This window comes from Vibrio alfacsensis, from assembly GCF_019670485.1.
In the GTDB taxonomy this organism is placed as follows: domain Bacteria; phylum Pseudomonadota; class Gammaproteobacteria; order Enterobacterales; family Vibrionaceae; genus Vibrio; species Vibrio alfacsensis.
Genome location: NZ_AP024166.1, coordinates 946,527 through 972,312, shown reverse-complemented (window position 1 = coordinate 972,312; position 25,786 = coordinate 946,527). Strand labels below are relative to the sequence as shown.

At 43.2% G+C, this 25,786-nt stretch carries 24 protein-coding genes; 15 read left to right on the top strand and 9 right to left on the bottom strand.

What is annotated here, in order from left to right:
• The first annotated feature begins 71 nt into the window (after positions 1 to 71).
• On the top strand, positions 72 to 1,301 hold the full coding sequence (pepT, locus tag VA249_RS18820) for a peptidase T (RefSeq protein ID WP_221070270.1): 1,230 nt from the start codon (positions 72 to 74) through the stop codon (positions 1,299 to 1,301).
• Between the two features lie 88 nt (positions 1,302 to 1,389).
• On the opposite strand, the gene VA249_RS18815 is transcribed toward pepT, so the two are convergent.
• Positions 1,390 to 1,848 carry a dCMP deaminase family protein gene (locus VA249_RS18815; RefSeq protein ID WP_128813112.1) on the bottom strand — a complete coding sequence of 153 codons (459 nt, stop codon included), beginning with the start codon at positions 1,846 to 1,848 and terminating at the stop codon, positions 1,390 to 1,392.
• A 401-nt stretch (positions 1,849 to 2,249) separates the two neighbouring features.
• Between VA249_RS18815 and vmeY the strand changes: the two genes are divergently transcribed.
• On the top strand, positions 2,250 to 3,377 hold the full coding sequence (gene vmeY, locus VA249_RS18810; RefSeq protein ID WP_221070268.1) for an efflux RND transporter periplasmic adaptor subunit: 1,128 nt from the start codon (positions 2,250 to 2,252) through the stop codon (positions 3,375 to 3,377).
• 8 nt (positions 3,378 to 3,385) lie between these two features.
• Complete coding sequence (gene vmeZ, locus VA249_RS18805; protein ID WP_221070266.1) at positions 3,386 to 6,538, top strand: multidrug efflux RND transporter permease subunit VmeZ; 3,153 nt, start codon at positions 3,386 to 3,388, stop codon at positions 6,536 to 6,538.
• 200 nt (positions 6,539 to 6,738) lie between these two features.
• Here vmeZ and VA249_RS18800 read toward each other — a convergent pair whose 3' ends face one another.
• Both VA249_RS18800 and arfB read right to left on the bottom strand, forming a co-directional pair.
• Positions 6,739 to 8,508: a methyl-accepting chemotaxis protein gene (locus VA249_RS18800; RefSeq protein ID WP_221070264.1), complete on the bottom strand. Its 1,770-nt coding sequence runs from the start codon at positions 8,506 to 8,508 to the stop codon at positions 6,739 to 6,741.
• Positions 8,509 to 8,577: 69 nt separating this feature from the next.
• Entirely contained in the window at positions 8,578 to 8,991 is a 414-nt protein-coding gene (gene arfB, locus VA249_RS18795; protein ID WP_128813108.1) for an alternative ribosome rescue aminoacyl-tRNA hydrolase ArfB, read from the bottom strand.
• A gap of 76 nt (positions 8,992 to 9,067) precedes the next feature.
• Between arfB and VA249_RS18790 the strand changes: the two genes are divergently transcribed.
• From VA249_RS18790 to VA249_RS18765, 6 genes are all read left to right on the top strand, one after another.
• Positions 9,068 to 9,667 carry a beta-phosphoglucomutase family hydrolase gene (locus tag VA249_RS18790; protein ID WP_221070262.1) on the top strand — a complete coding sequence of 200 codons (600 nt, stop codon included), beginning with the start codon at positions 9,068 to 9,070 and terminating at the stop codon, positions 9,665 to 9,667.
• A 314-nt stretch (positions 9,668 to 9,981) separates the two neighbouring features.
• Positions 9,982 to 10,614, top strand: a complete 633-nt coding sequence (locus tag VA249_RS18785) for a helix-turn-helix transcriptional regulator (RefSeq protein ID WP_221070260.1) — start codon at positions 9,982 to 9,984, stop codon at positions 10,612 to 10,614.
• Between the two features lie 173 nt (positions 10,615 to 10,787).
• Positions 10,788 to 11,300 carry a hypothetical protein gene (locus VA249_RS18780; RefSeq protein ID WP_221070257.1) on the top strand — a complete coding sequence of 171 codons (513 nt, stop codon included), beginning with the start codon at positions 10,788 to 10,790 and terminating at the stop codon, positions 11,298 to 11,300.
• A gap of 45 nt (positions 11,301 to 11,345) precedes the next feature.
• Positions 11,346 to 12,002: a fimbria/pilus periplasmic chaperone gene (locus VA249_RS18775; RefSeq protein ID WP_221070255.1), complete on the top strand. Its 657-nt coding sequence runs from the start codon at positions 11,346 to 11,348 to the stop codon at positions 12,000 to 12,002.
• A 30-nt stretch (positions 12,003 to 12,032) separates the two neighbouring features.
• Positions 12,033 to 14,423 carry a pilus assembly protein PapC gene (locus VA249_RS18770; protein WP_221070253.1) on the top strand — a complete coding sequence of 797 codons (2,391 nt, stop codon included), beginning with the start codon at positions 12,033 to 12,035 and terminating at the stop codon, positions 14,421 to 14,423.
• Positions 14,424 to 14,469: 46 nt separating this feature from the next.
• Positions 14,470 to 15,363 carry a hypothetical protein gene (locus VA249_RS18765; protein WP_221070251.1) on the top strand — a complete coding sequence of 298 codons (894 nt, stop codon included), beginning with the start codon at positions 14,470 to 14,472 and terminating at the stop codon, positions 15,361 to 15,363.
• A 92-nt stretch (positions 15,364 to 15,455) separates the two neighbouring features.
• Here the strand turns inward: VA249_RS18765 and VA249_RS18760 are convergent, their stop codons facing one another.
• Together VA249_RS18760 and VA249_RS18755 are read right to left on the bottom strand one after the other, a co-directional pair.
• Positions 15,456 to 15,929 carry a BamJ family beta-barrel-assembly machinery protein gene (locus tag VA249_RS18760; RefSeq protein ID WP_221070249.1) on the bottom strand — a complete coding sequence of 158 codons (474 nt, stop codon included), beginning with the start codon at positions 15,927 to 15,929 and terminating at the stop codon, positions 15,456 to 15,458.
• Positions 15,930 to 15,943: 14 nt separating this feature from the next.
• A complete protein-coding gene (locus VA249_RS18755) occupies positions 15,944 to 16,576 on the bottom strand; it encodes a thiol:disulfide interchange protein DsbA/DsbL (RefSeq protein ID WP_221070246.1) in 633 nt (210 codons plus the stop codon).
• A 321-nt stretch (positions 16,577 to 16,897) separates the two neighbouring features.
• Between VA249_RS18755 and VA249_RS18750 the strand changes: the two genes are divergently transcribed.
• The gene (locus tag VA249_RS18750; protein WP_221070244.1) at positions 16,898 to 17,524 is read left to right on the top strand and encodes an OmpA family protein; all 627 of its coding nucleotides are present in this window, start codon (positions 16,898 to 16,900) and stop codon (positions 17,522 to 17,524) included.
• A gap of 113 nt (positions 17,525 to 17,637) precedes the next feature.
• On the opposite strand, the gene VA249_RS18745 is transcribed toward VA249_RS18750, so the two are convergent.
• The 4 genes from VA249_RS18745 to VA249_RS18730 form a co-directional block, all read right to left on the bottom strand.
• A complete protein-coding gene (locus tag VA249_RS18745) occupies positions 17,638 to 17,997 on the bottom strand; it encodes a glutaredoxin family protein (RefSeq protein ID WP_221070242.1) in 360 nt (119 codons plus the stop codon).
• Positions 17,998 to 18,115: 118 nt separating this feature from the next.
• Positions 18,116 to 18,658: a hypothetical protein gene (locus VA249_RS18740; protein ID WP_221070240.1), complete on the bottom strand. Its 543-nt coding sequence runs from the start codon at positions 18,656 to 18,658 to the stop codon at positions 18,116 to 18,118.
• Positions 18,645 to 19,190, bottom strand: a complete 546-nt coding sequence (locus VA249_RS18735) for a YaeQ family protein (protein ID WP_221070238.1) — start codon at positions 19,188 to 19,190, stop codon at positions 18,645 to 18,647. Before VA249_RS18735 ends, VA249_RS18740 begins: the two co-directional genes overlap by 14 nt.
• Positions 19,191 to 19,263: 73 nt before the next feature.
• On the bottom strand, positions 19,264 to 19,473 hold the full coding sequence (locus VA249_RS18730) for a cold-shock protein (RefSeq protein ID WP_005375625.1): 210 nt from the start codon (positions 19,471 to 19,473) through the stop codon (positions 19,264 to 19,266).
• A gap of 866 nt (positions 19,474 to 20,339) precedes the next feature.
• Between VA249_RS18730 and VA249_RS18725 the strand changes: the two genes are divergently transcribed.
• Genes VA249_RS18725 through VA249_RS18705 form a run of 5 tightly spaced genes read left to right on the top strand, consistent with a single transcriptional unit; the run spans position 20,340 to position 25,602 of the window.
• The gene (locus VA249_RS18725) at positions 20,340 to 21,086 is read left to right on the top strand and encodes an outer membrane lipoprotein-sorting protein (protein WP_221070236.1); all 747 of its coding nucleotides are present in this window, start codon (positions 20,340 to 20,342) and stop codon (positions 21,084 to 21,086) included.
• A 48-nt stretch (positions 21,087 to 21,134) separates the two neighbouring features.
• Positions 21,135 to 22,364, top strand: coding sequence for an ABC transporter permease (locus VA249_RS18720; protein WP_221070233.1), 1,230 nt, complete (start codon positions 21,135 to 21,137; stop codon positions 22,362 to 22,364).
• Positions 22,354 to 23,589 carry an ABC transporter permease gene (locus tag VA249_RS18715; RefSeq protein ID WP_221070231.1) on the top strand — a complete coding sequence of 412 codons (1,236 nt, stop codon included), beginning with the start codon at positions 22,354 to 22,356 and terminating at the stop codon, positions 23,587 to 23,589. Before VA249_RS18720 ends, VA249_RS18715 begins: the two co-directional genes overlap by 11 nt.
• Positions 23,589 to 24,302, top strand: a complete 714-nt coding sequence (locus VA249_RS18710) for an ABC transporter ATP-binding protein (protein ID WP_128813093.1) — start codon at positions 23,589 to 23,591, stop codon at positions 24,300 to 24,302. Before VA249_RS18715 ends, VA249_RS18710 begins: the two co-directional genes overlap by 1 nt.
• A 37-nt stretch (positions 24,303 to 24,339) precedes the next feature.
• A complete protein-coding gene (locus VA249_RS18705) occupies positions 24,340 to 25,602 on the top strand; it encodes a hypothetical protein (protein ID WP_420864282.1) in 1,263 nt (420 codons plus the stop codon).
• Positions 25,603 to 25,786 lie beyond the last annotated feature (184 nt).

Genomic DNA, 25,786 nt, shown 5'->3' with positions numbered 1-25,786 from the left:
GTTGGATAGGCGACTCGCGATCTAAACTAAGAGGCGCGTTTACGCTTTCACCCAAAGCAATGAGAATAATTATGAAGCATTTAGTAGAACGATTTCTTCGCTATGTCACGTTCGACACTCAATCTAATCCCCATGAAATGGCATGTCCTAGTAGCAAAGGACAGCGTGTATTTGCAGAGTTCTTAAAAAAGGAAATGATTGAACTAGGCTTAAGCCAGGTAACGTTGAGCGACAATGGATACCTGATGGCGAAATTACCGTCTAATGTCGATAATGCGGTGCCTGCTATTGGCTTTATTGCGCACATGGATACCGCACCAGATGCCTCCGGCAAGGATGTAAACCCGCAGTTTATTGAAGACTATCAAGGTGGTGATATCGCCTTAGGGTTAGGTGATGAAGTGCTATCTCCTGTTCAATACCCAGATTTGCATGAGCTTCACGGGCACAACCTTATCACTACAGATGGCACAACACTTCTTGGTGCGGATAACAAGGCCGGCATTGCTGAGATTCTCTCTGCTGTAGCGATGTTAATTGAAAACCCAGAGATACCGCATGGAGATATTTGCATTGGGTTTACGCCAGATGAAGAGATTGGCCGTGGTGCAGATCTGTTCGATGTAGAGAAATTTGGTGCGCAGTGGGCCTATACCGTTGACGGTGGTCCGCAGGGTGAACTTGAGTACGAAAACTTCAATGCGGCAAGCGCTGATGTTATTTTCCATGGCGTTAGTGTTCATCCAGGAACGGCGAAAGGGAAGCTCGTAAATGCGATGAATTTAGCAGCAAAATTCCAAGTACAAATGCCTCAAGACCAAACACCAGAAACCACAGAGGGCTACGAGGGCTTTTTCCATCTCAAATCTGGTGAGTTAGGCGTGGCTTACAGTGAGCTTGGTTACATCATTCGTGACTTTGACCGCGAGGGTTTAGAGAGTCGTAAAGCATTCATGCAGAAGTTGGTTGATGAGATGAATGCAGATCTTAAGCACGGCTCGGTAGAGTTGAAGCTGAGTGACAGTTACTACAATATGCGCGAAATGGTCGAGCCATATCCCCATATTATCGACTTGGCGAAATGTGCGATGGAGCAGTGTGATGTTGAGCCGATTATCAAGCCAATTCGCGGAGGTACGGATGGGGCTCGATTGTCGTTTATGGGCTTACCTTGCCCTAATATCTTTACTGGTGGCTACAATTTCCATGGGATTCATGAATTTATCTCTGTTGAAATGATGGAAAAGTCAGTCCAAGTTATTGTTAAAATTGCAGAGTTGACGGCACATAAATACCGTTAATCCATCATTCAATCTAAACATAAATAGCCCTTTTTAGGGCTATTTTCTTACTTGCTGTTATCGGCTTGTGAAGACCACAAAGCGAATGCTAGCGAGCGTTTTGATCTTTCAATTCATCAATTGGTAGCCAATCGACTTCAACGCCTGCTTGATCAAACATATCTTGGCTCACTTGAATTTTGTCACCCCAACGAGATAAAAAATCCTCACTTTGCTCTGGGCAATGGACTCTTGATATTCCCGTTTGAATGATTTTGGCTGCACAGTTTGGGCATGGAAAATGTGTTACCCAAATATCACATCCATCTAAATCACGTTTCGAGAACAAAATCGCGTTCTCTTCCGCATGCAGTGTTTTTAGGTACTTGAGTTCGCGCTCATCTGTATCGACACTGTCTGATACGCCATGTGGATAACCGTTAAAACCAACAGATACAATACGGTTTTGCTTGGTAATTACCGCGCCAACTTGAGTTGATGGGTCCTTGCTCCAAGACGCAACCAATTCTGCCATTTGGTTAAAACGTTTCGCCCATTTAGAAGTCATATTTTCCTCTCGGTCGAAAGCTGTAAATGATCTGCATCATAACGTATTTTTTTTAAAAGAATAGGCAAATTGTTTATTCACGTGTTTGAGCGAGAGTTTTAATCTGTTTTAGCTAAATTAACGCAGAATAATTACAGAGATAAAAGAGTTTTTATTGACCAATATCGGTTCCATCAATCTCTTAAAAAAGCATTCACAGTAATGATGATTTTTATGTTTTCATTATTAATTTTTCGGTCAATCATCATTAATTCATCTGTATTTACGTCATATTTGCGAGTGGTTTCATCATATTACACTTTGAAACACTTTCCTTTGTTTACCTTGAAGTTTTCGGACAAAGCACACGGTAAGGTTAGGGTATTTTTTAATAAATCCTGTTCTATAAAGACGGTATATACATGCAAAAGAAACCACTTGTCGCATTCATGGCGGCTACGGCTATCCTCGCAGGATGCGGAGAAGCAACCAATGCTAAAAAGGGAGGCCAAGCGCCTCTTGTTGTGACTCAGGACGTCGCAATTATCGATTATCAACCTAGTAAGTCATACATTGGTCGTATTGGCGCAGTAGAAGACACCAATATTACTGCACAAATCTCTGGCTATCTTGAAGCTCGCCATTTTGAAGAGGGGCAAATGGTTGAAGAGGGACAACTATTGTACTCAATAGAGCCCTCGTCTTTTCAAGCGCAAGTGGCAAGTGCTAAAGCAGCGTTAGCCCAAGCAAAAGCCGCATTGAAGAAAGCAGAACTTGACCATGAGCGAGGGAAGAATCTATTACCACGTGGTAGTATTTCTCAATCTGAATTTGACGCACTTACCGCAACGCTATTAGGTGGACGCGCGGAGCTCGAGGCTGCAAATGCTCAATTGAAACTTGCCGAAGTCAACCTTTCTTATACGCAAATTCGAGCGCCATTTAGTGGGCGAATTAGTGATAGTAAAGTGAGTACTGGTGATCTTGTTTCACCGTCTTCTGGTGTGTTAACCACATTGGTGAGTTTGGACCCTGTTCATACATCATTTAGTGTCAGTGAACGCGAACGCCTTTCACTCGGAATGGATCGCATAAAGGGCGATGGAAGTACCGAGTCCAATGGTGTCGAAGTTCAGTTAGAGCTTGAAAATGGTGAATATTACCAACATCTTGGCAAGTTGGATTTTTTAGGAAATCGAATCAATACCCAAACCGGTACGATAGCGATGCGTGCATTGGTGCCTAATCCTGAGCAGCAGCTTTTACCGGGTCAGCATATCAAAGTCAATCTGCGTGATAAAAATGCACAAGATGTGACAGTGGTTCCCCGCCGTGCAGTACAAACCGACCTTGAGGGTAACTTTGTTATGATCATGACGGAGGGTAATATCGCAGAGCGAAGAAATGTGTCACTTGGTGCACAAGTAGAGCAGGGCATCATTATCACGGAAGGTTTAGAGCCGGGTGATACCGTTATTACACAAGGTTTGCAACGTGTAAGAAATGGTGTAGAAGTGCGTGTTCAAGCGCCTGCTGAAGATAAACAGTAGGGGGCGGAATGTTAAGTCGTTTCTTTATCCAAAGACCAAAGTTTGCTCTGGTTATCTCGATCATTTTGACGTTGGCTGGTGCCATCTCTCTCGCGATCTTGCCAGTGGCAGAATATCCAAAAATCAGTCCTCCATCAGTGAGTGTGACGGCGTTCTATACGGGCGCAAGTGCAGAGGTCGTTGAGCAGGCGATAGCGGACCCCATCGAAACTTCTGTGAACGGCGTAGAAAACATGATCTACATGTCTTCTAAAAGTGCTAATGACGGCTCTTACAGCCTAAATGTGACCTTTGATGTTGGTACAGATCCTGATATGGCTCAGGTGAACGTACAAAACCGAGTATCGCAGATTGAGTCAAAACTGCCTCAAGAAGTGCGCATGGTCGGTGTCACGGTGAAAAAGCGCTCGCCAGATTTGTTGATGGTACTGAACTTTTATTCGCCAGATGGCAAATACGATGACAAGTTCTTGATTAACTACATCAACTTGAATGTGAAAGATCAGCTTGCGCGTGTTAAAGGCATCAGTGAAGTTAACGTTATCGGCGGTGGTGAATACGCAATGCGTGTTTGGTTGGACCCAGAAAAAATGGCCAACTTAAACTTAACGACAACAGATGTCTATGCGGCATTGGCTGAGCAAAACGTTCAGGTTGCGGCGGGCCGTGTTGGTGCGGCACCATACAATAATCCACAAGAAGTTCAGTTCAACTTGGTGACTAAAGGTCGTCTAGAGAGTGTCAGTGAGTTCGAAGATGTCGTTCTTCGTGCGAATTCAGATGGCTCCACGGTGTACCTGAAAGATGTGGCTCGTGTCGAGCTTGGTAAGAAGTTCTACGACGGCAACGGTAAGTTCCGTGGTCAAGATGCTTCAATTGTAGCGCTCTCACTTCAATCTGATGCGAACGCACTAGAAAGTGGCCAAGCGGTGATGGATTTACTTGATCGCTTGAGCGTCAACTTCCCTGAGGGAATGGCCTACGAAACCAGTTACGATACAACGGTCTTCGTTGCTGAGTCGATTAAGGGGGTTGTGAAGACGCTTATTGAGGCGATTTTACTGGTTATTGCCGTGACGTATCTGTTCCTTGGTAGCGCGCGTGCCACCTTGATCCCAGTGGTTGCGATTCCGGTGTCTTTGATTGGTACGTTTGCGATCATGCAGGCAACCGGATTTACCATAAACACGGTGACTTTGTTTGGCTTGATCCTGGCCATCGGTATTGTCGTAGATGATGCAATTTTGGTTATCGAAAACGTCGATACCACAATGGCAAAAGATCCGACGATTTCACCGCGAAAAGCGACGTTGTTGGCGATGAAGGAAGTAACCGGTCCAATCATTACGTCGACCTTGGTTCTCCTCGCGGTATTCTTGCCAGTTGCCATGCTTCCGGGTATTACGGGGATTATGTATCGTCAGTTCGCATTGACGATCTGTATCTCGGTCGTGATCTCGTCGATTAACGCGTTAACGCTTTCTCCTGCCTTATGTTCACTGGTGTTGAAGCAAGGTGGTGGTAATACTGCGAACTGGTTCCAAGCGTTTAACCGTGGCCTTGAGCGTGTGACAACTCGCTATGGTCAAATCGCGGGTTTCTTGGTGAAGAAGTCGTTACTGCTGATCACGTTCTTCTTTGTTGCGGTGGCAGCCGTTGCGTTTTTTGCAAAGACCACGTCAACGGCATTTGTACCTCAAGAAGATAAAGGCATTCTGTTAGTTAACGTTCAACTTCCAGACTCTGCATCGCTTTCTCGTACAGAGGAAGTGACGAATGACTTGATGAAGATGGTTGAGCAAGAGCCGGGTGTCGATGGCGTTACAGTTGCGAATGGTTACTCATTCATGACAGGTGCAGCGGCATCCAATGGCGCGTCTTTGTTTATTAAGCTTCATGACTGGGACACGCGTAATGGTTTATCGGGGGAGCACTCTGCTAACTCAATTGCGAACCGTATCAATGGTCGTGCTGCAATGGAGTTGCCACAAGCAATCGTCTTTGCGATGGGACCACCTGCAGTTCCGGGTATGGGGGCAGCATCTGGCTTTGAATTTGTATTAGAAGATACGCTAGGTCGCAGCCGTACTGATCTGTCTATGGTGATGGGCGAGATGATTCAGGCTGCCAACCAAGCACCGGAAATCGCCTATACATTCAGTACGTTCCGTGCAAATGTGCCTCACTACTATGTCGACATCGATCGTGAAAAAGCACAACAACTTGGTATTCCATTGTCGTCGATCTTCCAAACGCTACAGGGTAACCTTGGTTCACTGTATGTGAATGACTTCACTATGTTTGGTAAGAACTTCCGCGTAACGATGCAAGCAGACAGTGAGCACCGTAGTAGCATGGAAGACCTTGAGCGTTTCCACGTTCGTTCTTCAAGCGGTGATATGGTGCCCCTAAGCACGCTTGTGAGTTATGAACAAGTATTCGAACCGGATGTCGCGTGGCGTTACAACATGTACCGCAGCGCAATCATCCAAGGTCAGCCAGCTCCGGGATATTCAAGTGGTGATGCGATTGCTGCAATGGAACGCGTTGCCGCAGAAGTGCTACCACAGGGTTACACCTATGAGTGGACAGGCATGGCTTATCAAGAAGTGTTAGCAGGTAACCAAGCCATTTATGCGTTTGCATTAGCGCTGATCTTCATCTACCTGTTTATGGTCGCGCAGTATGAGAGTTGGAGTATTCCTCTCGCGATTATTCTTGTTGTACCAGTGGCAACGTTAGGCTCATTCCTCGCACTGAACCTAACAGGTACTCCGCTTAACTTGTATGCGCAGATAGGTCTCGTGCTGCTCATAGCGCTCGCGGCGAAAAACGCAATCCTAATTGTGGAATTCGCCAAACAAGAGCGTGAAGAGAAAGAGGTTGATATTGATAGTGCGGCAGTGCAGGGCGGTAGACTTCGTTTCCGTGCAGTGAACATGACTTCTTGGTCATTCATATTGGGTATCTTCCCATTGATTTTTGCTGCCGGTGCTGGTCACGTAAGTCAAAACTCATTAGGTATCTCTTTGATTGGCGGCTTATTGTGTGTGCTTTTAGCGGGTACTTTCTTGATACCAGGCTTCTATGCATTGGTTCAAAGACAGCGTGAAAAAATTCATGGTGGAAGTACGAAACTGATTCCTCTCGATGACGAATAACTGCCAGTCTACTGGTGTTATATCGCTTTTTAGATAGGTACTGTTTTTTAGAGATAAATACTGCTTGTTAGTGATAAATATTGGTTAAGCAAAGGTATTGCCTAAGATAAAGGAAAGCCCGAAGCATAATAGCTTCGGGCTTTTTATTTACTTGGGCTCAGAAATCTGTATTTAGCGTTGAATGGCAGTGAAAGTTTGCGTTAAACGTCGCGCGTTTTGAACTCCGCGACCGCATCATCCATTTGATGAGCCTGCGCAGAGACCGCATTCACCTCTTGCAAACACTCTTGAGCAGAGTGCATGTTGCTTTCTGAAATGACGTTCAACTCAGTAATAGAATCGCTCACTTGATTCATCACAATGCCTTGTTCTTCAATTGCAGAGGCGATGCGTTCAGAATTGCCTTGAATGGTCTGCATGTCAGCTATGATTTGTTGCAAGCTCGCATCTAACTTTTCAGACGCGTCTAACGTCTGTTGGCCTTGATCGTTGCACTGGTCGATATCAGACACGACCATCGACATTTGTGATTGAATGTCGGACACCACGCGAGTGATCTCTTCTGTTGATTGGTGGGTTCTGCTTGCGAGTGCGCGAACTTCATCAGCCACTACGGCAAAACCTCGACCTTGCTCACCAGCCCGAGCGGCTTCGATGGCCGCATTTAAAGCAAGTAGGTTGGTTTGTTCAGCAATCTCTTGGATGATGTTTACCGCACCACCAATCTTGTCGACATGCTCGTTCAAAGAACCAATGGATTGCTGGCTGTTTGATAGAATGCCAGTTAACTGACTCACATTACTTACCGTGGTTTCTACAACCGCACGGCCTTGTTCTGCATTATTCGCCGCTTGGTGTACCCCCTCAACTGCGACGGAGGTACTTTCAGATATCTCGCCAATGGTGGCCACCATTTGTTGAACGGCTGTCGCCATTGATGACGTGTGATCCGCTTGCGTGTGAAATTGCACCATCACACCTTCAAGTTCGCGATGCATGTTATCTGTACTAGTGGAAAGTTGTGCTGATTTCTCTTGAGTATCGTGAATAAGGTGTTCAAGCTTATCCAATAGGTCATTTAAGTGGTGACCGATATCGACCAGTTCATCTTTACCCTCAAGCTCCGCACGTAGCCCCATATTGTTACTCACGCTGATCGTCTTAATGGTGATCAGCAAACTCGTCACTCTTTGGTTAATTGAACGAGAGATCTGTGTGATGAGAGCAAAGATAATGAGCAATACGGCTCCGGTAATGCCTTGCTTAATAAGTGTGTTTTGACTGTCGCGCGCGGCAGTAGCGGTGCCTAGTGCATCAGAAAACGACTTAAACTGTTGTTCAACCGTGTGAGAAAGTGAACGAGTCTCACCTAATAACCCTTTTTTGTATGAAGTGCCAATCAGTTGTTTCTGCGCAGCAAGCTGTTTACTATGCGCTATCAAAGCGGGTGCATTCACGCTCTCAATTAAACTCTCATCCGCATAACCCGCTTTTGTTTGCTCATCAAACTGATCCAATGCCAGTAGTTGCTGCTGGTTGGCATTGTCTATCGCATCCGATAGGGCTTGCTCATAATCTCGTTGAAGGCCACTTTTACTATCGAGGCCATAATGCTGATAGGCCGCCACAAGGTTTTGAAAACCTACTTGGTAGGTAATGAGGTCTTGCTTGAATTGACGGCTAGAAGGAAGTTCATAATGATCGAGTATGCCGGCTAGTTCATTTTCAATGGTGAGAAACTTGTCGACATTGTCATCAAATTTTCCAAGGTATTTATCGTCACCGCGCAACAAAAAGTCTTTTTCATTGCGGCGTAAATTTAAGAGACGAATTTCTAAATCACCAACGAGCTTGATGGCATGGTTTAGCTCTTGGCTTTGATTGGCAAAATGTGAGGATGTACCCAACAGGGCGACGATGCCAAAGATAGCGATCGCTCCCAAGAAGTAGAGCTTTTTCCTAATAGTCATAAGTGCGTCCTGAATAATTGACTAAAATGAGATCCCAATAAAGAATCCAATGGCTAGCTCTGACGTTTGCTAATACAACGGCTTTTGGCGTTGCTGTTTTTTTGTCGCGTGCTTAGTTTTACTATCAAGTCTGCGACGTTGTGAAGCGCGCGTTGGTTTTGTTTTTATGCGTGCTTTTTCTTGTCGGATGGCAAATTGGATTAGCGCTTGTAAGCGAATGAGCGCGTCTTCCTTGTTTTGCTCTTGTGTCCTGAACTGTTGTGCTTTAATGATGATCACGCCATCTTTGGTAATTCTGCTATCAGAAAGCGCAAGTAGACGCTCTTTATAGAATTCCGGCAGTGTGGAATGATGTATGTCAAAGCGCAAATGTATCGCAGACGATACCTTATTAACGTTTTGTCCACCATTTCCTTGAGCTCGGATAGGCGTTAATTGTATTTCCCAATCTTGAATTGTGACGGAGTTCGAGATTTTGAGCATAGGTACTAAGTGCCAATAAGGATTGTTGCGATGGCTGCTAAATTACCATCAGAACTGAATAAATAGAAGAATAGACATGAATACGATAGATTTTAGTCCCTATAAAGGCCTGATTTTTGATATGGATGGGACGTTAATTGATACCATGCCTGCACATTTGGCTGCATGGCATGCAACAGCAGAGCGTTTCAATTTTCCTTTTAATCAAAATTGGCTGCATAGTCTTGGCGGTATGCCAAGCTTTAGAATTGTTACCGAAGTCAATCGTGAACATGGACTGTCTCTTGATCCGAAAACGGTGTCACGTTACAAAATGGACACGTTCTCTGAAATGGAGCACCACGGAGAGATCATTCCTTGTACTGGCAATGTGTTAAATGAGTTTCTTGGCAGTAAAAAGATTGCAGTAGGTACGGGAAGCCAAAGAGATACGGCATTGCGTTTACTTGCTAAGGCTGGACTTTTACGTAAATTAGATGCTCTAGTGACAGCCAGTGATGTAGAAAACCATAAACCATCTCCTGATACCTTTTTAATGGCTGCTGAACAAATAGGCTTGAGTGCAGAGCAATGCGTCGTATTTGAAGATACTGAATTAGGTAAACAAGCGGCTCATGCAGCGGGTATGGACTGTATTATGGTTGAAGATGGAAAATTAGTTCACTATCCACTATAAAAGTGCTCATTATAATATCGTGAATTTTAAAATTATCAATAAAGTGCTGTGTGAATAATACGGCACTTTTTTTAATTTTATATTTACCGGTTGTTATATGTTCTTAAGAGGAAAGAAAGGCATATAAAAAGGTAAAGAACCTGATATAAGAAGTTGACTTAATTTCAGTCTAGGATGGTTCTCTTTACGCGTAAGACAATCTTGATCACACTATTGTAAATAAATTTAAAAAAATCCGATAGTAGTAAAGTATTAATAACTTTGGTTCGTTATAGTCTGTATTCCTTTGTTCTTTCAAATTACAAGGAAGGTTGATGGTTACGAATAAAGTTTATGTTGTATCCACAGACACGGAGTGGTCGAATCTTGTTATTGCGGGTTTATCGCATTCATTTAAGCAGTACTCATTTGTTATTAATAATAACGTAAATAGCTTATGGAGTCTTCATAGTGATGACATCGTTATCTATGATAGACAAACGCTTGGAAATCCATCTATTCATTTAGTGTCACCCATGTCTCGCAACGGTGGGTGGATTCTCGCTAATGCAACGAAAATCGATTCTGAAGGTGCTCAGGCCTTGATATCTCTAGGCTGGTGCGGAATTCTGGAATCAGATTTTACTTTGGAACGATTACACAAAGCGGTAAGAATGGTTGCTTCCGGTCAGTTGTGGTTTAGTCGAGAAGACATGTCTCACTCTTTGAGAAATATTGTTCGTAATCAAATTCAAGGTTCATGCTCGATGGAAGTATTAGGCTTGAAGTACGAACTTTCTAGTAAAGAACAAAAAGTCTTTATGTACTTAGTACAGGGATTTTCTAATAAAGAAATTGCTGAGCAGCTTAATGTTAGCCTCAGTACAGTAAAAACACATGTATCACATATTTTATCAAAAACAGGAAAACAGAGTCGGGCACAACTTAGTTCACTCATGATTGAGTAATATTTTTGATCTAGTTCAAACTTACTATTTAGATGTTCTTTCCTCATCCTTTTTTCCTCGCTTCTTTAGTCACCTGACTGATGGGCAAAAATGAAAATTCGCTTAAATTTAAAGCGTAGATTTTATTTAAGCTTTGGCTGAAGCCGATGGAACGAATGTAAAGGAGAACAATTATGAAACGTTTAGCAAGTATCGCAGCAATGGCAGTGCTATTTTCAGCAGGTGCAGTAGCAGATAATTGGGATGCTAATCCTGGAGAAGGTCGCGCAGATTTTTTAGTAAAATTCAAAGGTGAAGTACCAAAACGCTGTGAAATGGTTGCAGATAGTAGCCTAAAAGAGATTGACTTTGATTTGACTCAAAAGTCAGATAAGAAGACGTTTGCTTTCAAGACTTGGTGCAATTCTTACGGTACGAAAGGCATCGTTTTGATTGACCCATATGGTTTTAAAAATAGCAATGGCAATGAGATTCCAATGCATTATTCTTTTGCAGATGGCTCATCAGTGAAAGATGGTAATACCCCTGTAATGGAAGCACGTATTGTTCAAAAAGTTGACATTAGTAACGATATTGATAAAAAAATGTCAGCTAAACACAAGTTAACAATCCAGTCTAAACCACAAAAAGGCGCAGCTTGGGGCGAGTACAGCGGTTCAATGTATGTATCGCTTTTCCATATGTAATACAAAATATGTTGGGGGGAACACTCCCCCCAACCGAGGTGCAGTATGAAAACGCTCGGATTACTATTATCGTTTATTTTGATGCCAATCCAAGTGTTGGCTTTTGAACTTTTTCCAATGGTCCAATCGCTAGAAGATCTTGGAAAAGGTACAACCGCTTTTTTCAAAGTGACCAATACCTCTTTAGTGCCTTTACCTGTAGAAATCACAACGGGTAAACGTAGTGTAAAGCTTAATAATCAAGAGATGCTCTTAGATACAGAGGATCTGATGGTATTTCCACCACAAATTATGATTCCTCCAGGCAAGTCTCAAACGGTCAAGGTACAGTATATTGGTGCGCCAAAGCAATCTGCTGAATCTTACCGCATCATCGTTAGCCAATTGCCGCTCAAATCTGAAGCCGAAAAAGATGCGATTCAAATGCTGTTTCGTATCGGAGCTTTGGTGTTTGTCTCACCTCAAAGTGCAAAAGATGACTATACCAGTGCGGTAAACACGAATAGCGACAATACGCCAGAATTAGTAATCAGCAATACCGGAACAAGTATTCTTGAGTTGAGCAGACACAGTTACTCGGTTGAATGGAATGGTCAAAAGAAAGTTTGGAATTGGGAACAATTAGAATCTTTGCTTCCAATGCAGTATCTGGTTCCAAACCAGCAAGTGAAAGTCAACGCAGAGTCTCTTTTTACTCAATAACGTCACACCTTTCAATAACGTAGGTCGATTATGTGGCGGTCAGTATTTATTGTCATTACGATTTTATTCTCCATTTCGGCTTGGGGGAGTGTTTATAGACTCTCTCTTCCTTTGGTCTATGGAGAGACACAACTTGGAGACTTGCCAGTTGAAATTAATGGCATGTCACTGGTTGGCGTTTCTATCTCTGGATTGAATAGCGTATTAGGTGAACGAATCACCGCGAAGTGGTGGCAGGAAAATACGCCAAAAAATGGGGCGGACTTTGTCACTGTTGAAGCATTGAAGACGAAAGGGGTAGATATATCACTTAACCCTGAGTTATTGATCCTGCAAGCGATCTTAGACTCTGAAATTATCAATGAAAGAAATATCAATTTATCATCAGGTTACCCGCTTTTTAAACCAACTGAAAGTGGCTATGTAAGTTGGTTAAATAGCTTTAATCTCACCTACAATCACTATTGGGAAGATGACAGTGAAAGTTGGAACTCCTCTTTAGATTGGCTATCTCAAGCAAATATCGGCGGAGCCGAGGGCGTAAATTTCCTTTTAGCGAATTACCTTGAAGCAACAGAAGAAAGTACAGAGTTTTATCGAGGTGAGTGGGTCGCTTTTCATGATCGACCAAATGTCCCGGTGCGTTTCTCAGCAGGTGATGTGCAGAGTGGTGAATCCGGTCACTTGTATAGTTTGTCACTTGGCGGGATCTCAATAGGTAGTCACTATTCTGACTTGCAACCCGATAGAGAGATTAGTCCTCAAAGTAGCCAACAATTGGTATTACTCGAGTCTGCGGAAGTTGAACTGTATGTCAACGGTGAAAGAGTTTCGGGAGGACGCTTAGATCCAGGGCGTTATAACTTACAAAACTTAATTTTAGACAATGGTGCCAATGACATTACTGTCGTGATCAACTATGTCTCTGGTAAACAAGAAGTATTGCAGTTTACCCAATTTTATAACGCCACACTGTTAGCAAAAGGGCTTGTTGACTATTCTATCTCATTCGGTCGCCCTATTGAATACGGTGATCGAGCGGTTGGTTATGAAGATGCTTGGGTTGGAACAGGGTATCTTGAGTACGGCTTGACGGACTGGTTAACCATTGGCAGCAACGGATTGGCTGCGGATGATGGTGCGGTGCTAGGCGTGTTGTCAACCGTTAGAACGCCAATCGGAAACGTGACCGGCAGGTACTCGTGGAGTGGTGGTTCTGATTATGGCGATGGATGGATTGCCTCACTAGATTATGAGAATAGTGTGATAGGCAGTGGTGACAGTCAGGCCCCTAATTTGAGACTTGCCATCGAGCGATCTGACAATTTTAATAGTAAGCCTTGGGGGGATTCCTTACCCAACAGTGATTCTACACAGTTTCTTGTCAACTATTTTTGGCAAATGACCAGTGAACTCGACTTGTCTTTATCAGGGCGTTATGGGGTAACAGAAGAAGACAGTAGCGAAAAGCGTGGAACGGGACTATTCAATTGGCGTCGTGGGGGAATCACTATCGGTGTGGGTTCTGAATATGAAGAGTCTCCTCAATATGAGGATGGCGACACGCGGTTTTTGTTTACGTTTGAATATAACTGGTACTCAACAGACAGTTCAAATCGCTTAGGTTTATCTTACAACAGCAAGGATGAACGTAGTCGAGCTTATTTCAGCAATGAGGCAAATAACTACGTTGGGGATGTCGGTGTTCGAGTCGATGCAGAAAGGGACAAGAACATTGATAATCAACAAGCGCAAATGAGTTATACCGCGAGCCGATTGAGAACCGAAGTCGAAGTTTCTCGAAACAAACTCCGCTCGAGTGATGATGAACAGTATCAAGGGTCGGTACGATTAGCGACAGCCGTTGGAATGGTTGATGGCCAATGGGGATGGGGAAGAGTGACTTCGGGCCCATTTGTTTTGGCAAATGTGCACCCAAGCTTGGAGGGAGGCACTGCGAACCTTGACGTAAACTCGGAGGGTAAAGCAACAGCTAATGCCACATCGCAGTTCAATGGTATTGTTTCCGTCTCTCAACCGTTTGTTCGTAACGCGATGGATTATAACGTTGACGATGCGCCTTTGGGGTACGACTGGGGTAACGGTAAGATTGAGGTGTCACCAGGATCAGCGACAGGGCATATCCTAAATATTGGTTCTGATGCCTTTTATACTGCAACAGGATTTATTGAAGATGGCGATGGCGAGCCTTTGGCTTATGTTCAAGGTCGAATGATTCTTGAAGAATTGGACGTTGCTTTCTTTACGAATAAGCAAGGACGTTTCTATATTCAAGGTGTTCGTCCTGGCACGTATCGAATGGAAATTTCTCAGAGTGGAATACCAGCAATCAGCGTGACGATTCCTGCTTCCAAAGAGAGTTTGATTAATCTCGGAAAGTTATCTGTATTCGCTAAATAGCAAGGTGAAAGTTCGAGCTTTGTTTAGGAATATAGATGGGGGAGATATGATGAAAAGTAGAATGAACACTTATGCTATTGCTACGGCGATTTCAGCAATTGCATTGAGCTTTTCTGGCATTGTGAATGCCGAACCAAATCATGATGCGAGTTGTGATGGAACGTATAGCGTTGAGATCGACAATATGCCTCAAAAGCCACTAGCGAGTAAGCCTAATGCTCTTTGGTTCCAAGGACATGTAACGTTAGATAGAGATCTCATCACGTGTGTTCGTCATGTTGAGATCAGTGCGAAAAGCGGCTGGCAGCATGTACTCAATGGGCCAAACGGAAAAGTCACTTCGACCGTGCTTAATGAACAAAAGAAAAGCTTAAATCGAAATGCGAGCGGTAACTTTGTTTTACCAGTAGGTGGTTCGCAAAGAGTGCCATTTTGGATTCATGTGCCGCAAGGAAAAGTTATGGATCCAGGTTTCTACAAAGGCGATTTTGAATTCATTGCTAATGGTGACCTCACCTCTGAACGAAATCATTTTCAATCGTTAGATTACACTTTACCTGCATTTGTTCGAGCGCGTATCGAAGCGCCAAATAATGCTTGGATTTCGGTCGCGGGAACAAGCGTGTCGGTTGATATGGGCAATCTAACAAAACAAAATACACGTAAATTAGACGTTTATGTGCTGAGTAACGCGACAGTGCGATTGGAAGTGGAATCAATAAACAATGGGCACTTGGTGAACACTCAAAAAGCAAGTCATAAAATTCCGTACACCACGTTCTTGCAAGGCCGAAAACTAGAGCTAGATACACCGACGATATTAAATACACGAAAAGGTAAACAGACTCGATTCAATATGGCCTTTCAAAACCAAGCAGTACCTGGTGCTGCTGCTGGTCAGTATGAAGATGAGATGACGATAAGTTTGATCGCCTACTAGGACCTGTACAACGGCAGTAAATCATTGCGCTATATAAGCTGACAACAAAAAACGCCGCAATTGAAGCGGCGTTTTTTTAGACTTCTCAAAGTTTATTGGATATCCAATAATTCCACATCAAAGATCAGTACACTTGCTGGTGGGATAGGGCCCGTACCGTTTTTACCGTAACCAAGTGTGCTTGGTACGAACAGGCGGATTTTCTCACCCACAACCATGTACTGCAGGCCTTCTTGCCAACCTTTAATCACTTGGTTTAAGCCAAAAGTGATTGGTTCACCGCGATTGACAGAGCTATCGAAAACCGTGCCATCGATCAGTGTGCCGTGGTAATGAACTTTTACTTTGCTTGTCGCAGTAGGGTGCACGTCACCTGTGCCTTTTTCTAACACTAGGTATTGGAGACCGCTTTCTGTCGTTACAACGCCCTCATTTTTACCGTTTTCTAGTAAGAATTGTTGGCCTTTTGAAAAGTTTTCATCTGCGACTTTATGATTTGTCCAAGTACGGTAAATGAAAAAGCCCGCAAGAATAAAAATAATGATAGGAAACAAAAATTTAGACACAATTACTCCTTGTCTTATTTTGGTTGTGTTAGCAGATAATTAATAGTGTCTGCCATTGCTTCTACAGTCTCATGGCCACCTGTAATCACTTGGTATTTACCGTTTACGATGAAAGCAGGTACCGAGTTGATCTGGCCTTTAGTCGTGATTTGTTCCGCTTTGTCGAGGTAATCGAATAACTTCGCTTGTTGATCTTTCTCTAACTGGTATGGGCTTTTAAGATTACGTGAACTAAATGCGTTGTTCACTGCGGCCAAACGCTCTTCTTCTGTTGCATCAGCCCCCATTTGAACTGCGGCAAATAAGTCGGCCATAAATGCTTTATCTGGTGTGCCATCAAGCTGCATGACTGCCGTGTAAAAAATAATCGCGCTAACTTGAGCGCTTTCATTGAAGGTTACGTGCAGTTTCTCTACTTTTTGGTCAGTTAAAGATTCGATTTTAGGTACAAATTCTTCCATTGAACGACAATGGCCACAATTAAGTGAGAAAGCTTCTGTTAGGGGAGCAACGTTGTACTCTTGAAGAGAAACAGGCAATACCTCGTATTGTTTACCTTGTTGTGGCTGAGAATTGCCGTTGTCACAGGCAGACAGGGCGATTGTAGCGGCAACAATTGCACAACCTTTTAAAATGGATTTGAACATAAATAACGCTCTGAATATAAAGTTTATGCCTAGTTTATCGGTTAACGAACCTAACGAAAACCTTTAAAAAGGCTTGTTACATTTAAGTAAGTAAATAGAAGAAAGTTTAGACAACATATTAAGACTTTAGATTGATATTTCACCTAAGCTGACTTAGCGATGCTTAACTCACAGGCAGTATGCTTTACATTAATTGGCATGATTAGTGCTAAATCAGTACTTAAGTGACATTGTGTTGGCCGTTAGATCTAAAGTAATCACATCAGCGGCCGATACTTGTTTAGAGATTTAAGTAGTAGTTTGGCTTACGTTGGTATTCTTATGAAGCATTGGTTATTGGTGATATGTGGTATTTTAGCGGGCTGTAGCAGCGTTCCCTCAGATATGGTTCCAGTAGGGGATATGTTAGACACCGCGCCACGTTCTAGCTCAGAGTTGAGACACCCTGAATGGGGTTACGTAACCACGCCATATGTTCCATCGACAAAGCGAGTCGTAAATAGGCAAACCGCATCATCGGAGTCGACTCAAGGCATCACTTCGCTAGAAATGTTTTTAAGCAGAAATAACATTGCTTATGAATCGGTAAGTGGTGAGCATTTAATGGTTCGCTTAAAAGAACAAATGCACTTTCAAACGGGATCGGCTCAATTGTCTCCTCAATCTCAAGGTTGGCTAAGAAGCCTTGGCCATTATCTAGCTGGGCGAACCGATGTTGATGTGGTTATTGATGGGCATGCAGATAATACGGGTGATGCTAATTTTAACGATAACCTCTCAGAATATCGGGCAAAAGAGGTTGAAAAACAGCTTTTAGCAACGAACCTGCCGAAACAACGAATTTTTTCTCGAGGATTTGGTGAGCATATGCCGCAGTGCACGAATGCAACATCCACGGGTAAAGCCTGCAACCGCCGGGTGGAACTAACCTTGATAGTGGGTCAATAAGATTTAAAAAGAGGCACATTATGTGCCTCTTTACGTTTCATTGCTTTAATTGACAAGCGAATAGAGTAATGAACAAGCAACTAGAGTGGTGAAAAAATAAACATAGCGATGGATTAAGCAAATTCTTTTTCGATGTAACCAATGATATCTGCTGATTCATACATCCACTGAACTTCACCGTCTTTTTCAATACGTAAACAAGGGACTTTGATCCGACCACCGCCTTGTTCTAGTGCTTCACGGTGGGTTGGGTCATTCTTAGCGTCTCGCAGCTCAATATTTACAGATTGTCGTTTCATAGCACGACGTACTTTGACACAGAAAGGGCAGGCTTCGAATTGGTAAAGTGAATAGTGCTCAGCTTTTTTATCAATAAATCTTTGCGCTTCTTCGGTGCGTTTGATGCCACGAGGTGAAAAAATGGCGTTGAGAAGTAATATAATCTTTCCCAAAGTCCAACGGATAAACTTCATAATGATCCCTTGATGTACTGTATGTTTTCAGTGTGTCCTCAACTTGTAACGACTAGTGCTAGTCGCTACCTTATTGCTTCAGTCTATCAGTAGTTGTGTGTGAACAAAACCCTGGTTTTTATAAGGAAAATAAGCGTTTAAACCAGCCAAATAGGCTGACTTTCTTTGTTGGGTTTGCTTCTTTGCCCATATAAAAACTTTGCATCAATTCAGTTCTGAATGCATCGACATCCATGCGCTTAATGATGAGCTCATGATTCAATGTGGATTGAGTTTGCTCTGCATGATCATGCGCCAAACTATAATCCATGTGCAGGTAGCCCTGCGTGAACAACCATAAGTGTGTAATGAAAATTAAATCTTCAGCAGACTGGTTAGTAAACTTATCGGCATGTTCATTACCCAACGTTTCATTCAAGACTTGCTGCATCTGCTGAGTAGAAGATGCACTCTGCTCGTAGTTCGCGGTTGCTTCAATATGAGATTTGGTCAGTAAGCCCAATAAATGTAGAGCAGGGGCTTTGTCTGGCTTGTTTTCACACACACGGACAAATAACGGAGCATGTTCTTTTGTCCAACGACGCCTTGCTGCTTGATGTTTCTTAACAAAAGCAATGTCCTTAACCCCCATTTGTTGGATAAGTTCACTAAGCGAGGTCATGACTTTTAAGCTCCTTAACGTTGATTTCAATATGTTGATCGTTAACATCAACAAACAGTGATGTCCCGGTTATCATCACGGACAAACTCGTGCCGCGATCGATGTGGTTTGAAATTTCATCAATCGCATCATAGTCAAAGCTTGAAACCGAAACAGGAAGTCCCGCGAATTTGGTCGAAAATTTATCCCACCAAACGGTTGCTTTGCTGTTGTATGCGTACACATGAACGTTTTTCGCAAGACGTGTGGCTTTTTTTACTCGCTCCGGGTCTGGTTCACCAATTTCAATCCAATCGCGAATGCTCTGATCGTGTTCGATGTGCCAAAGGTCAGGTTCTTCTATCGTCGAGAGACCTTTAGTGAATTCCAAATCACGTTGAGCATTAAGGCAAAATGCAAAAATACGCGCCAGCATACGTTGCAGTTTTTCGGATGGATGCTGAGCGATGGTTAGATTTTTAGAATCGTAGTAATCGTTGTTCATATCGGATATAGCAATCCGAAACTTATATATTGTTGGTTTAAGGGCCATAGAAATATCAGTAAATTGTAGGCAAAAAAATAGCCAGCTAGTAAGCCGGCTATCATATCAAATTCTTTAAAAATTAAAGTACTTTGATTTGCTCTGCTTGAGGACCTTTTTGGCCTTGAGAGATCACGAATTCTACTTTCTGACCTTCAACAAGCGTACGGAAGCCGTCACCAGTGATTGCAGAGAAGTGAGCGAATACGTCAGGACCGTTTTCTTGTTGGATGAAACCGAAGCCTTTAGTTTCGTTGAACCACTTAACTGTACCAGTAGCTGTGTTAGACATGTCTAATATCCTAAATATCTAATGTTTGTGTAATCTTTCGCCTTTATCGGCGCTTATAGCGTGGAAAAATAAATTGCTATTGCGTACCACAGGACGGCGGAATCACAAGTAATCCAACGAAATGTGCAAACAAAGAACTTTCTTTCTAGCCGAGATTGAGTCTAGGTTAAATACTGTCAGAGTCAACAGATATTGCCAGCCAAAGAACAAATATTTGTATATTGTCACTTTTTAAGCAGCGTGCTTTAGATGAAATTGCAATTAAATGACGAGTTTGTGAATTATTAAAGTAAAAACTGTCGGTTTTTCAATGATTTTGACTAGCGTTTTCAGTTTAGTAGCTTGCTGGTAAGACCATTGTATAGAGCGAGAGAATAAGTAGATATCGTCTCTTTATTTACGTGAACTAAGTAAATGTTGAATGGATTTACTTTTAGTGAAACGCAGAATTTAGTGACTATTAAACGCCCAGTTTTAATTCTTATGACATAAATATACGAGAGGAATTATTATTTTTTGATGTATCAACAAGTCGCATCATAAATGTGAATTAATACAATTAAGAATGAATAATTCAATTTTGGTTTTAAGAAAATGGAAAGTTCCCTAAGGGCAAGTAGTCTTTCTTCGCATGCATTGTTGGCGATTATTTGACTTAGAATCGCTAGAACTTCAAATCGCTGCCGCATCTTGTAAATCAAAATACTCTTGCAGAGCCAAGCTGAGGTTGCTTGGGTGTTCAATTTTAACTTGGTCAAAAGTTGACCGAGCCCCCATCGCTTTGTTGCTCTATTGCTATACTCACATGAACTTGATGTTTTTGTTGTTGTTTTCACGAGTCAATGGCGCCAAGCCTAAGGAAAACCATGCGAAATCCAATGGTATTTTTACTGTGTGCACTGTTCTCCTGTTCGTCAATTGCAGAGAGTGCATTCGATATTGTGAAAAAATCGGACCTCGCGATGAGAGGCGAATCCAGTTATAGCGAATCAACCATGGAGATTGTGCGACCTAGTTGGACGCGTTCAATGAGCATGAAAAGTTGGACCAAAGGGACAGAATTGTCGTTAGTTTTGGTTACTGCACCGGCCAAAGATAAAGGGTCGGCTTCACTGAAACGCCACAGAGAAATGTGGAATTGGGTGCCTAGCATCGAGCGGGTGATAAAAATTGCACCATCCATGCTCAGCCAATCTTGGATGGGCTCTGACTTCACCAATGATGACTTGATCAATCAGTCCTCTATTGTTGTGGATTATCAGCACTCGCTTATCGGTGAAGAGCCGTTTGATGGAAGTAGTATGTGGGTAATTGAAGCCGTAGCGAAGCCAGATGCCCCTGTTGTTTGGAGTAAGGTGACGCTTTGGATTTCGAAGTCTAATTATCTGCAAAGGAAAGTGCATTTTTATGATGAGTTCGATGAGCTCGTTAATGAACTGACGACATACGACGTAAAAATACTGGGTGGCAGGGCATTGGCAACTCGGATGGAGATGCACCCAGTGGATGAGCCAGGAAATAAAACGGTACTAACAACGCATGAGGCAGAGTTTGATTTTGATATTGAGGACCGTTTTTTTTCGCAGCAGCAAATGCAGGCACTACGCGATTAAACTCAGTTTTTCAGTTTGCCAACAGCAGGGCTGATAGGAGGAATAACGATGCTGATGACATTGGCTTGGCGGAATTTATGGCGTCAGAAACGTCGTACGTTGCTGACCGCTTCTGCTTTGGCATTGGTCTTGTTCCTCTCTTTGGTTACTCGCTCTTTTCAAGAGGGCAGTTATACGGCCAACATAAAAAACGCAGCCAAGTTTTATAGTGGACTAATCCAACTTCAGCATCCTGATTTTGATGAATCTTCAAGTATTGATGACGTATTACCGCAAAGTGATGCGTTTATATCCCATGCGCGAAGTAACGCCAATATTGATAATGTTCTGCCGCGGATAGAGTCATTCGCGTTGGCGGCAAAAAGTGAGCGTTCAAAAGGCGTCATGGTGCTGGGTGTCGATCCTAGCGCAGAAGACCATTACTCCCAAATCAGCAGTAAAATCATTAAAGGCAACTTTATTGTTAGGGGAAAGCCATCCGTAGTCATAGGAAGTGGTTTAGCTCAATATTTGCAACTCGATGTGGGTGATGAACTGATACTTTATGGGGTTGGATATCGCGGGCAAACTGCGGCAGGCTTGTATCGTGTCGCAGGCGTTATGAAATTTCCATTGCAGCAGCTCGATGCTCAACTGGTGTACATGCCAATTGATATCGCCCAACAGCTATACTCTCTCGATAATCAAGTGACCGCGTGGGTACTCAATGCGGAGAGTTTACGAGCACTGCCAGAAACGGTATATCAATTGCAGCGCAGTTATGGGGAGGGTGTTGCGGTTAGAGATTGGCAAGATTTGTCTCCGGAAATGGCGCAGCAAATCGCCTTAGATAAAGCGGGCGGTATTTTCCTAATATATATTTTGTATGGCATGGTCGGTTTTGGTTTGTTTGCGACCATTCTTATGACGACGCTGGAGCGCCAAAGAGAATTTGCCGTTATGTTGGCAACAGGCATGTTGAGATCGAAATTGGTCACGTTATTGGCGATTGAATCTCTGTTGATATCCATCATTGGAATCGTGTTAGGCGTCGCATTAAGTATTCCTGTCTTAAGTTACTTCTATTTCCATCCTATCGAGATCACGGGGGATGCGGCAAAATTGATGCTGGAGAGTGGTTTTGATCCTATCGTTCCGGTCTCTGTTGACCCAGTGCTATTGTTGGATCAAATACTCGTCGTTTTATTCATTATGATGCTGTGTCTGCTTTACCCTATTTCACGGCTGCTTCGTTTGCCTATCGTTGATGGGTTAAAAGGAGGAATGCATGCTGGTTAAACTCGCTTGGCGAAACTTATGGCGAAATAAATTGCGCACGTCAATCATGCTTGGGGCGATGGTCTTTGGTTTGGTTGGGGTGGTTGTAATGATGGGTTTCATGAACGGCCTAGTTGACAGCATGATTAAAAATGCCATTGCATGGCAAACCAGTCATTTACAAGTTCATCAAAAAACGTTTTTGGTTAACCCGGAGATAAAAGCGGTGATTCCAAACGCAAGTGAATTATCTGATGATCTTATTGCTCAGCCAGGCGTCGCCTCGGTGTCGGCACGGTTTTTAGCTGACGGAATGATTGCATCGGCGCGAAGTTCGAGGGGGGTACGAATTAATGGTATTAACCTTTCTCAAGAGCAACAAATTACACCGTTAGTTGATCATATTACGGATGGTGAATGGCTAGATGAAGAGGGGCGCAATCCCATTTTAGTCTCTCAAAAAATCATGGACCGCCTTAAGCTAAAAGTAGGGTCAAAAGTGGTGATCACCTTATCTGATATTCATGGTGACGTAACGGGCGCAGCATTTCGAGTTCGCGGTGTATTCAGTACCCCATCAACGGTTTTTGATGAGGGAAATGTGTATGTTCGAAAAGGAGATTTGGAAAAACTTGCGGGTATCAAAGGGGCACATGAAATCGCGATACTTCTCACTACAAACGATAGTGATTCCCTAGATATAGCGAAAGTCTTTGTTGAAGACGCGCTCCCATCTCAGCACTCCAATACTCTTATTGTAAGAACATGGCCAGAAATACAACCCTTGCTATCCACCATGATGGATGCCATGAAAGTGTCAAACCAGATCACGCTAGTGGTTTTTGTCCTCGCGATGACGTTGGGCATCATCAATATTATGTTGATGTCAGTGTTCGAGCGTACTCGTGAATTTGGCGTTTTAATGGCTGTCGGAATGCAAAAGCACAAAATAAGGATGTTGATTGTTTTAGAAACGTTGCTGCTGGGACTCACCGGTTGTGCGTTAGGGTTACTTTGCAGTGTTGTGTTACTCAACGTGTTAGGCGTTACGGGGCTGTCATTAGGTGGTCTTGCTGATGGTCTTGGTATGTATGGTGTGGATACGTTACTTTACCCCCGAGTCTCTCTTTCAGAATATCAGATGATTTTTCTGGCGATCATCGTGGCGAGCCTGCTCGCGGCATTGTACCCAGCGCAACAAATATTAAAGCATCAACCCGTAGACGCCATGGCGGAGAAAATCTGATGACAATAAAGTTAGAAAAATTAACCAAAACCTATAATCCAGACAGTGATTTTCCCGTTCATGCTGTTAAGTCCGTCGATCTAGAAATCAAACAAGGGGAATTTGTCGCTATTATGGGACCATCAGGTTCAGGCAAAACGACCTTACTCAATATGATTGGTGGCATTGATGTTCCAAGCTCTGGAAGTGTAGAGATAGATGGCTGCCTTGTTTCTGATATGTCAGAGAAAGAACTCATAGCCTACCGGCGTGACAACATCGGCTTTATCTTTCAAGACTACAGCTTGTTGCCTGTATTGACGGCATTAGAGAACGTTGAGTTTGTCATGCAGTTACAGGGCAAAACGGAAAGAGAGTGTTACGATCGTGCTAGTTCATTATTGGAGCAAGTTGGCCTTTCTGCGCAGATGAATAAAGTGCCAGGAAAAATGTCCGGAGGGCAACAACAAAGAGTCGCTGTTGCTCGGGCTCTTGCACCAAAGCCTCGCTTTGTCATGGCGGATGAGCCGACGGCAAACTTGGATGCTAAAAGTACGACAGAGCTACTCGATATTATGGAGCGCCTCAGTGAACAAGAGGGGACGACTTTCATTTTCTCTACTCATGATACGAGAGTGATAAAGCGCGCTCATCGCATTATCGTTTTCGAGGATGGACGATTAGTGAGGGACTTCGCGAATATCGACAGCACTTTTGAGAAAAACCATGCCTAGCCCAACGGGTACGTACAATATGTTGAGAATACTTAGGCTGTTTAGGACAGCGTTAGTGTTGTTATTTTTCGTGATTCTCTCTTTAAATGTACGTTCTGCTGTGCCGGGATTAGAGCCTAAAAAAAGTTGGCAACTCGATGGATACGTTAAATACATGGCGACGTATGCGATGCCAAAAACTCAGTCCAATACGCTTGATCATCTGCTTCACAATCGCATGAATTTTGAATATCGCTTTTCTGATGAATGGCGAGTCAATGTAGGAATGCGCAATCGAGCACTATGGGGAGATGCTTTAGATTTGCCGGGGTATGCAGAGCTTGTAGCGTTGGATAATGGATATTTCGACTTGAGCAAAAATTGGCGAGAAGGTGATGTGATTTTCAACACGCAACTCGATCGATTGAATGTGACGTGGAACAAAGATACATGGAGGGTGAGAGCAGGGCGCTTTCGTGTCAATTGGTCCATGAATACGATTTGGAACCCCAACGATATTTATAACGCTTATTCCATATATGATTTCGATTATGAAGAGCGAGCAGGGACAGATGCCGTTTCCATCTCGAAATCGCTTGGTTTTGCCGATGGAGTTGATGTGATTTTTGCTCCTGCTAAGGATTCCGGACAAGACAGTACAGCACTGCGTTATTTGGCGAATCAGGCAGGATGGGATTATCAATTGCTAGTAGGGCGTTCACGCTTGGATTACGTAATTGGAGCGGGATTTTCGACGGATTTATATGAAGCTGGTGTTCGAGGGGAAGTGAGTTGGTTTGACCCTGTTAACGCAACTTATCAAGGAAAAAGCGTTATGCAGACTAAAAGTACTATTCAAAACCAAAGCACCCTGCAAACCAGAAGCCTCCCGCAAACTAGAAGCTCCCCACAAACCAAAAGCACCAAGCAAACGACAGTGGCAAGTCTTGAAATGGATTACAGCTTTGGTGGAGAGCGGAATTGGTTAGGCAGAACGGCATGGTTGTATATTTCTGCACCTCAAGATGTGAATAGTGCGTTGGCATATTTAAATCTCCCATTAGATGCAAAAACCTTAAGCTTCACACGTCATACTTGGTATGGTGATGTGAGTTTTGACCTTACTTCATTAAATCGGCTAACGTTATCCGCGAGCTATTATGATGATCATTCTTACTTTTTAGGCGCATCGAGTACGTACTCTTTGGCGAATGACTGGCAACTCCTTACGGTTATTCAAGCGTTTGGTGGCGGTGACGATAGCTTATTTGGTGAGGATCCAACCACTTTAGTTTTTGCCAATATTAAATACAGCTTCTAACTCAACATGACTTTCATACCAATCGAAGCAAAGTTTTCAAGCTTTTCTCTGTCTTAAGTCTGTTCGCTTAGTGACTGTGACTGTGACTGTGACTGTGATTGGGATCAGGCATTACGAGGTCGAGCATTACACAAAAGAGCGCTGACTAAGTGAGTAATTCGTTGTTTTTAAACATTACATGCTA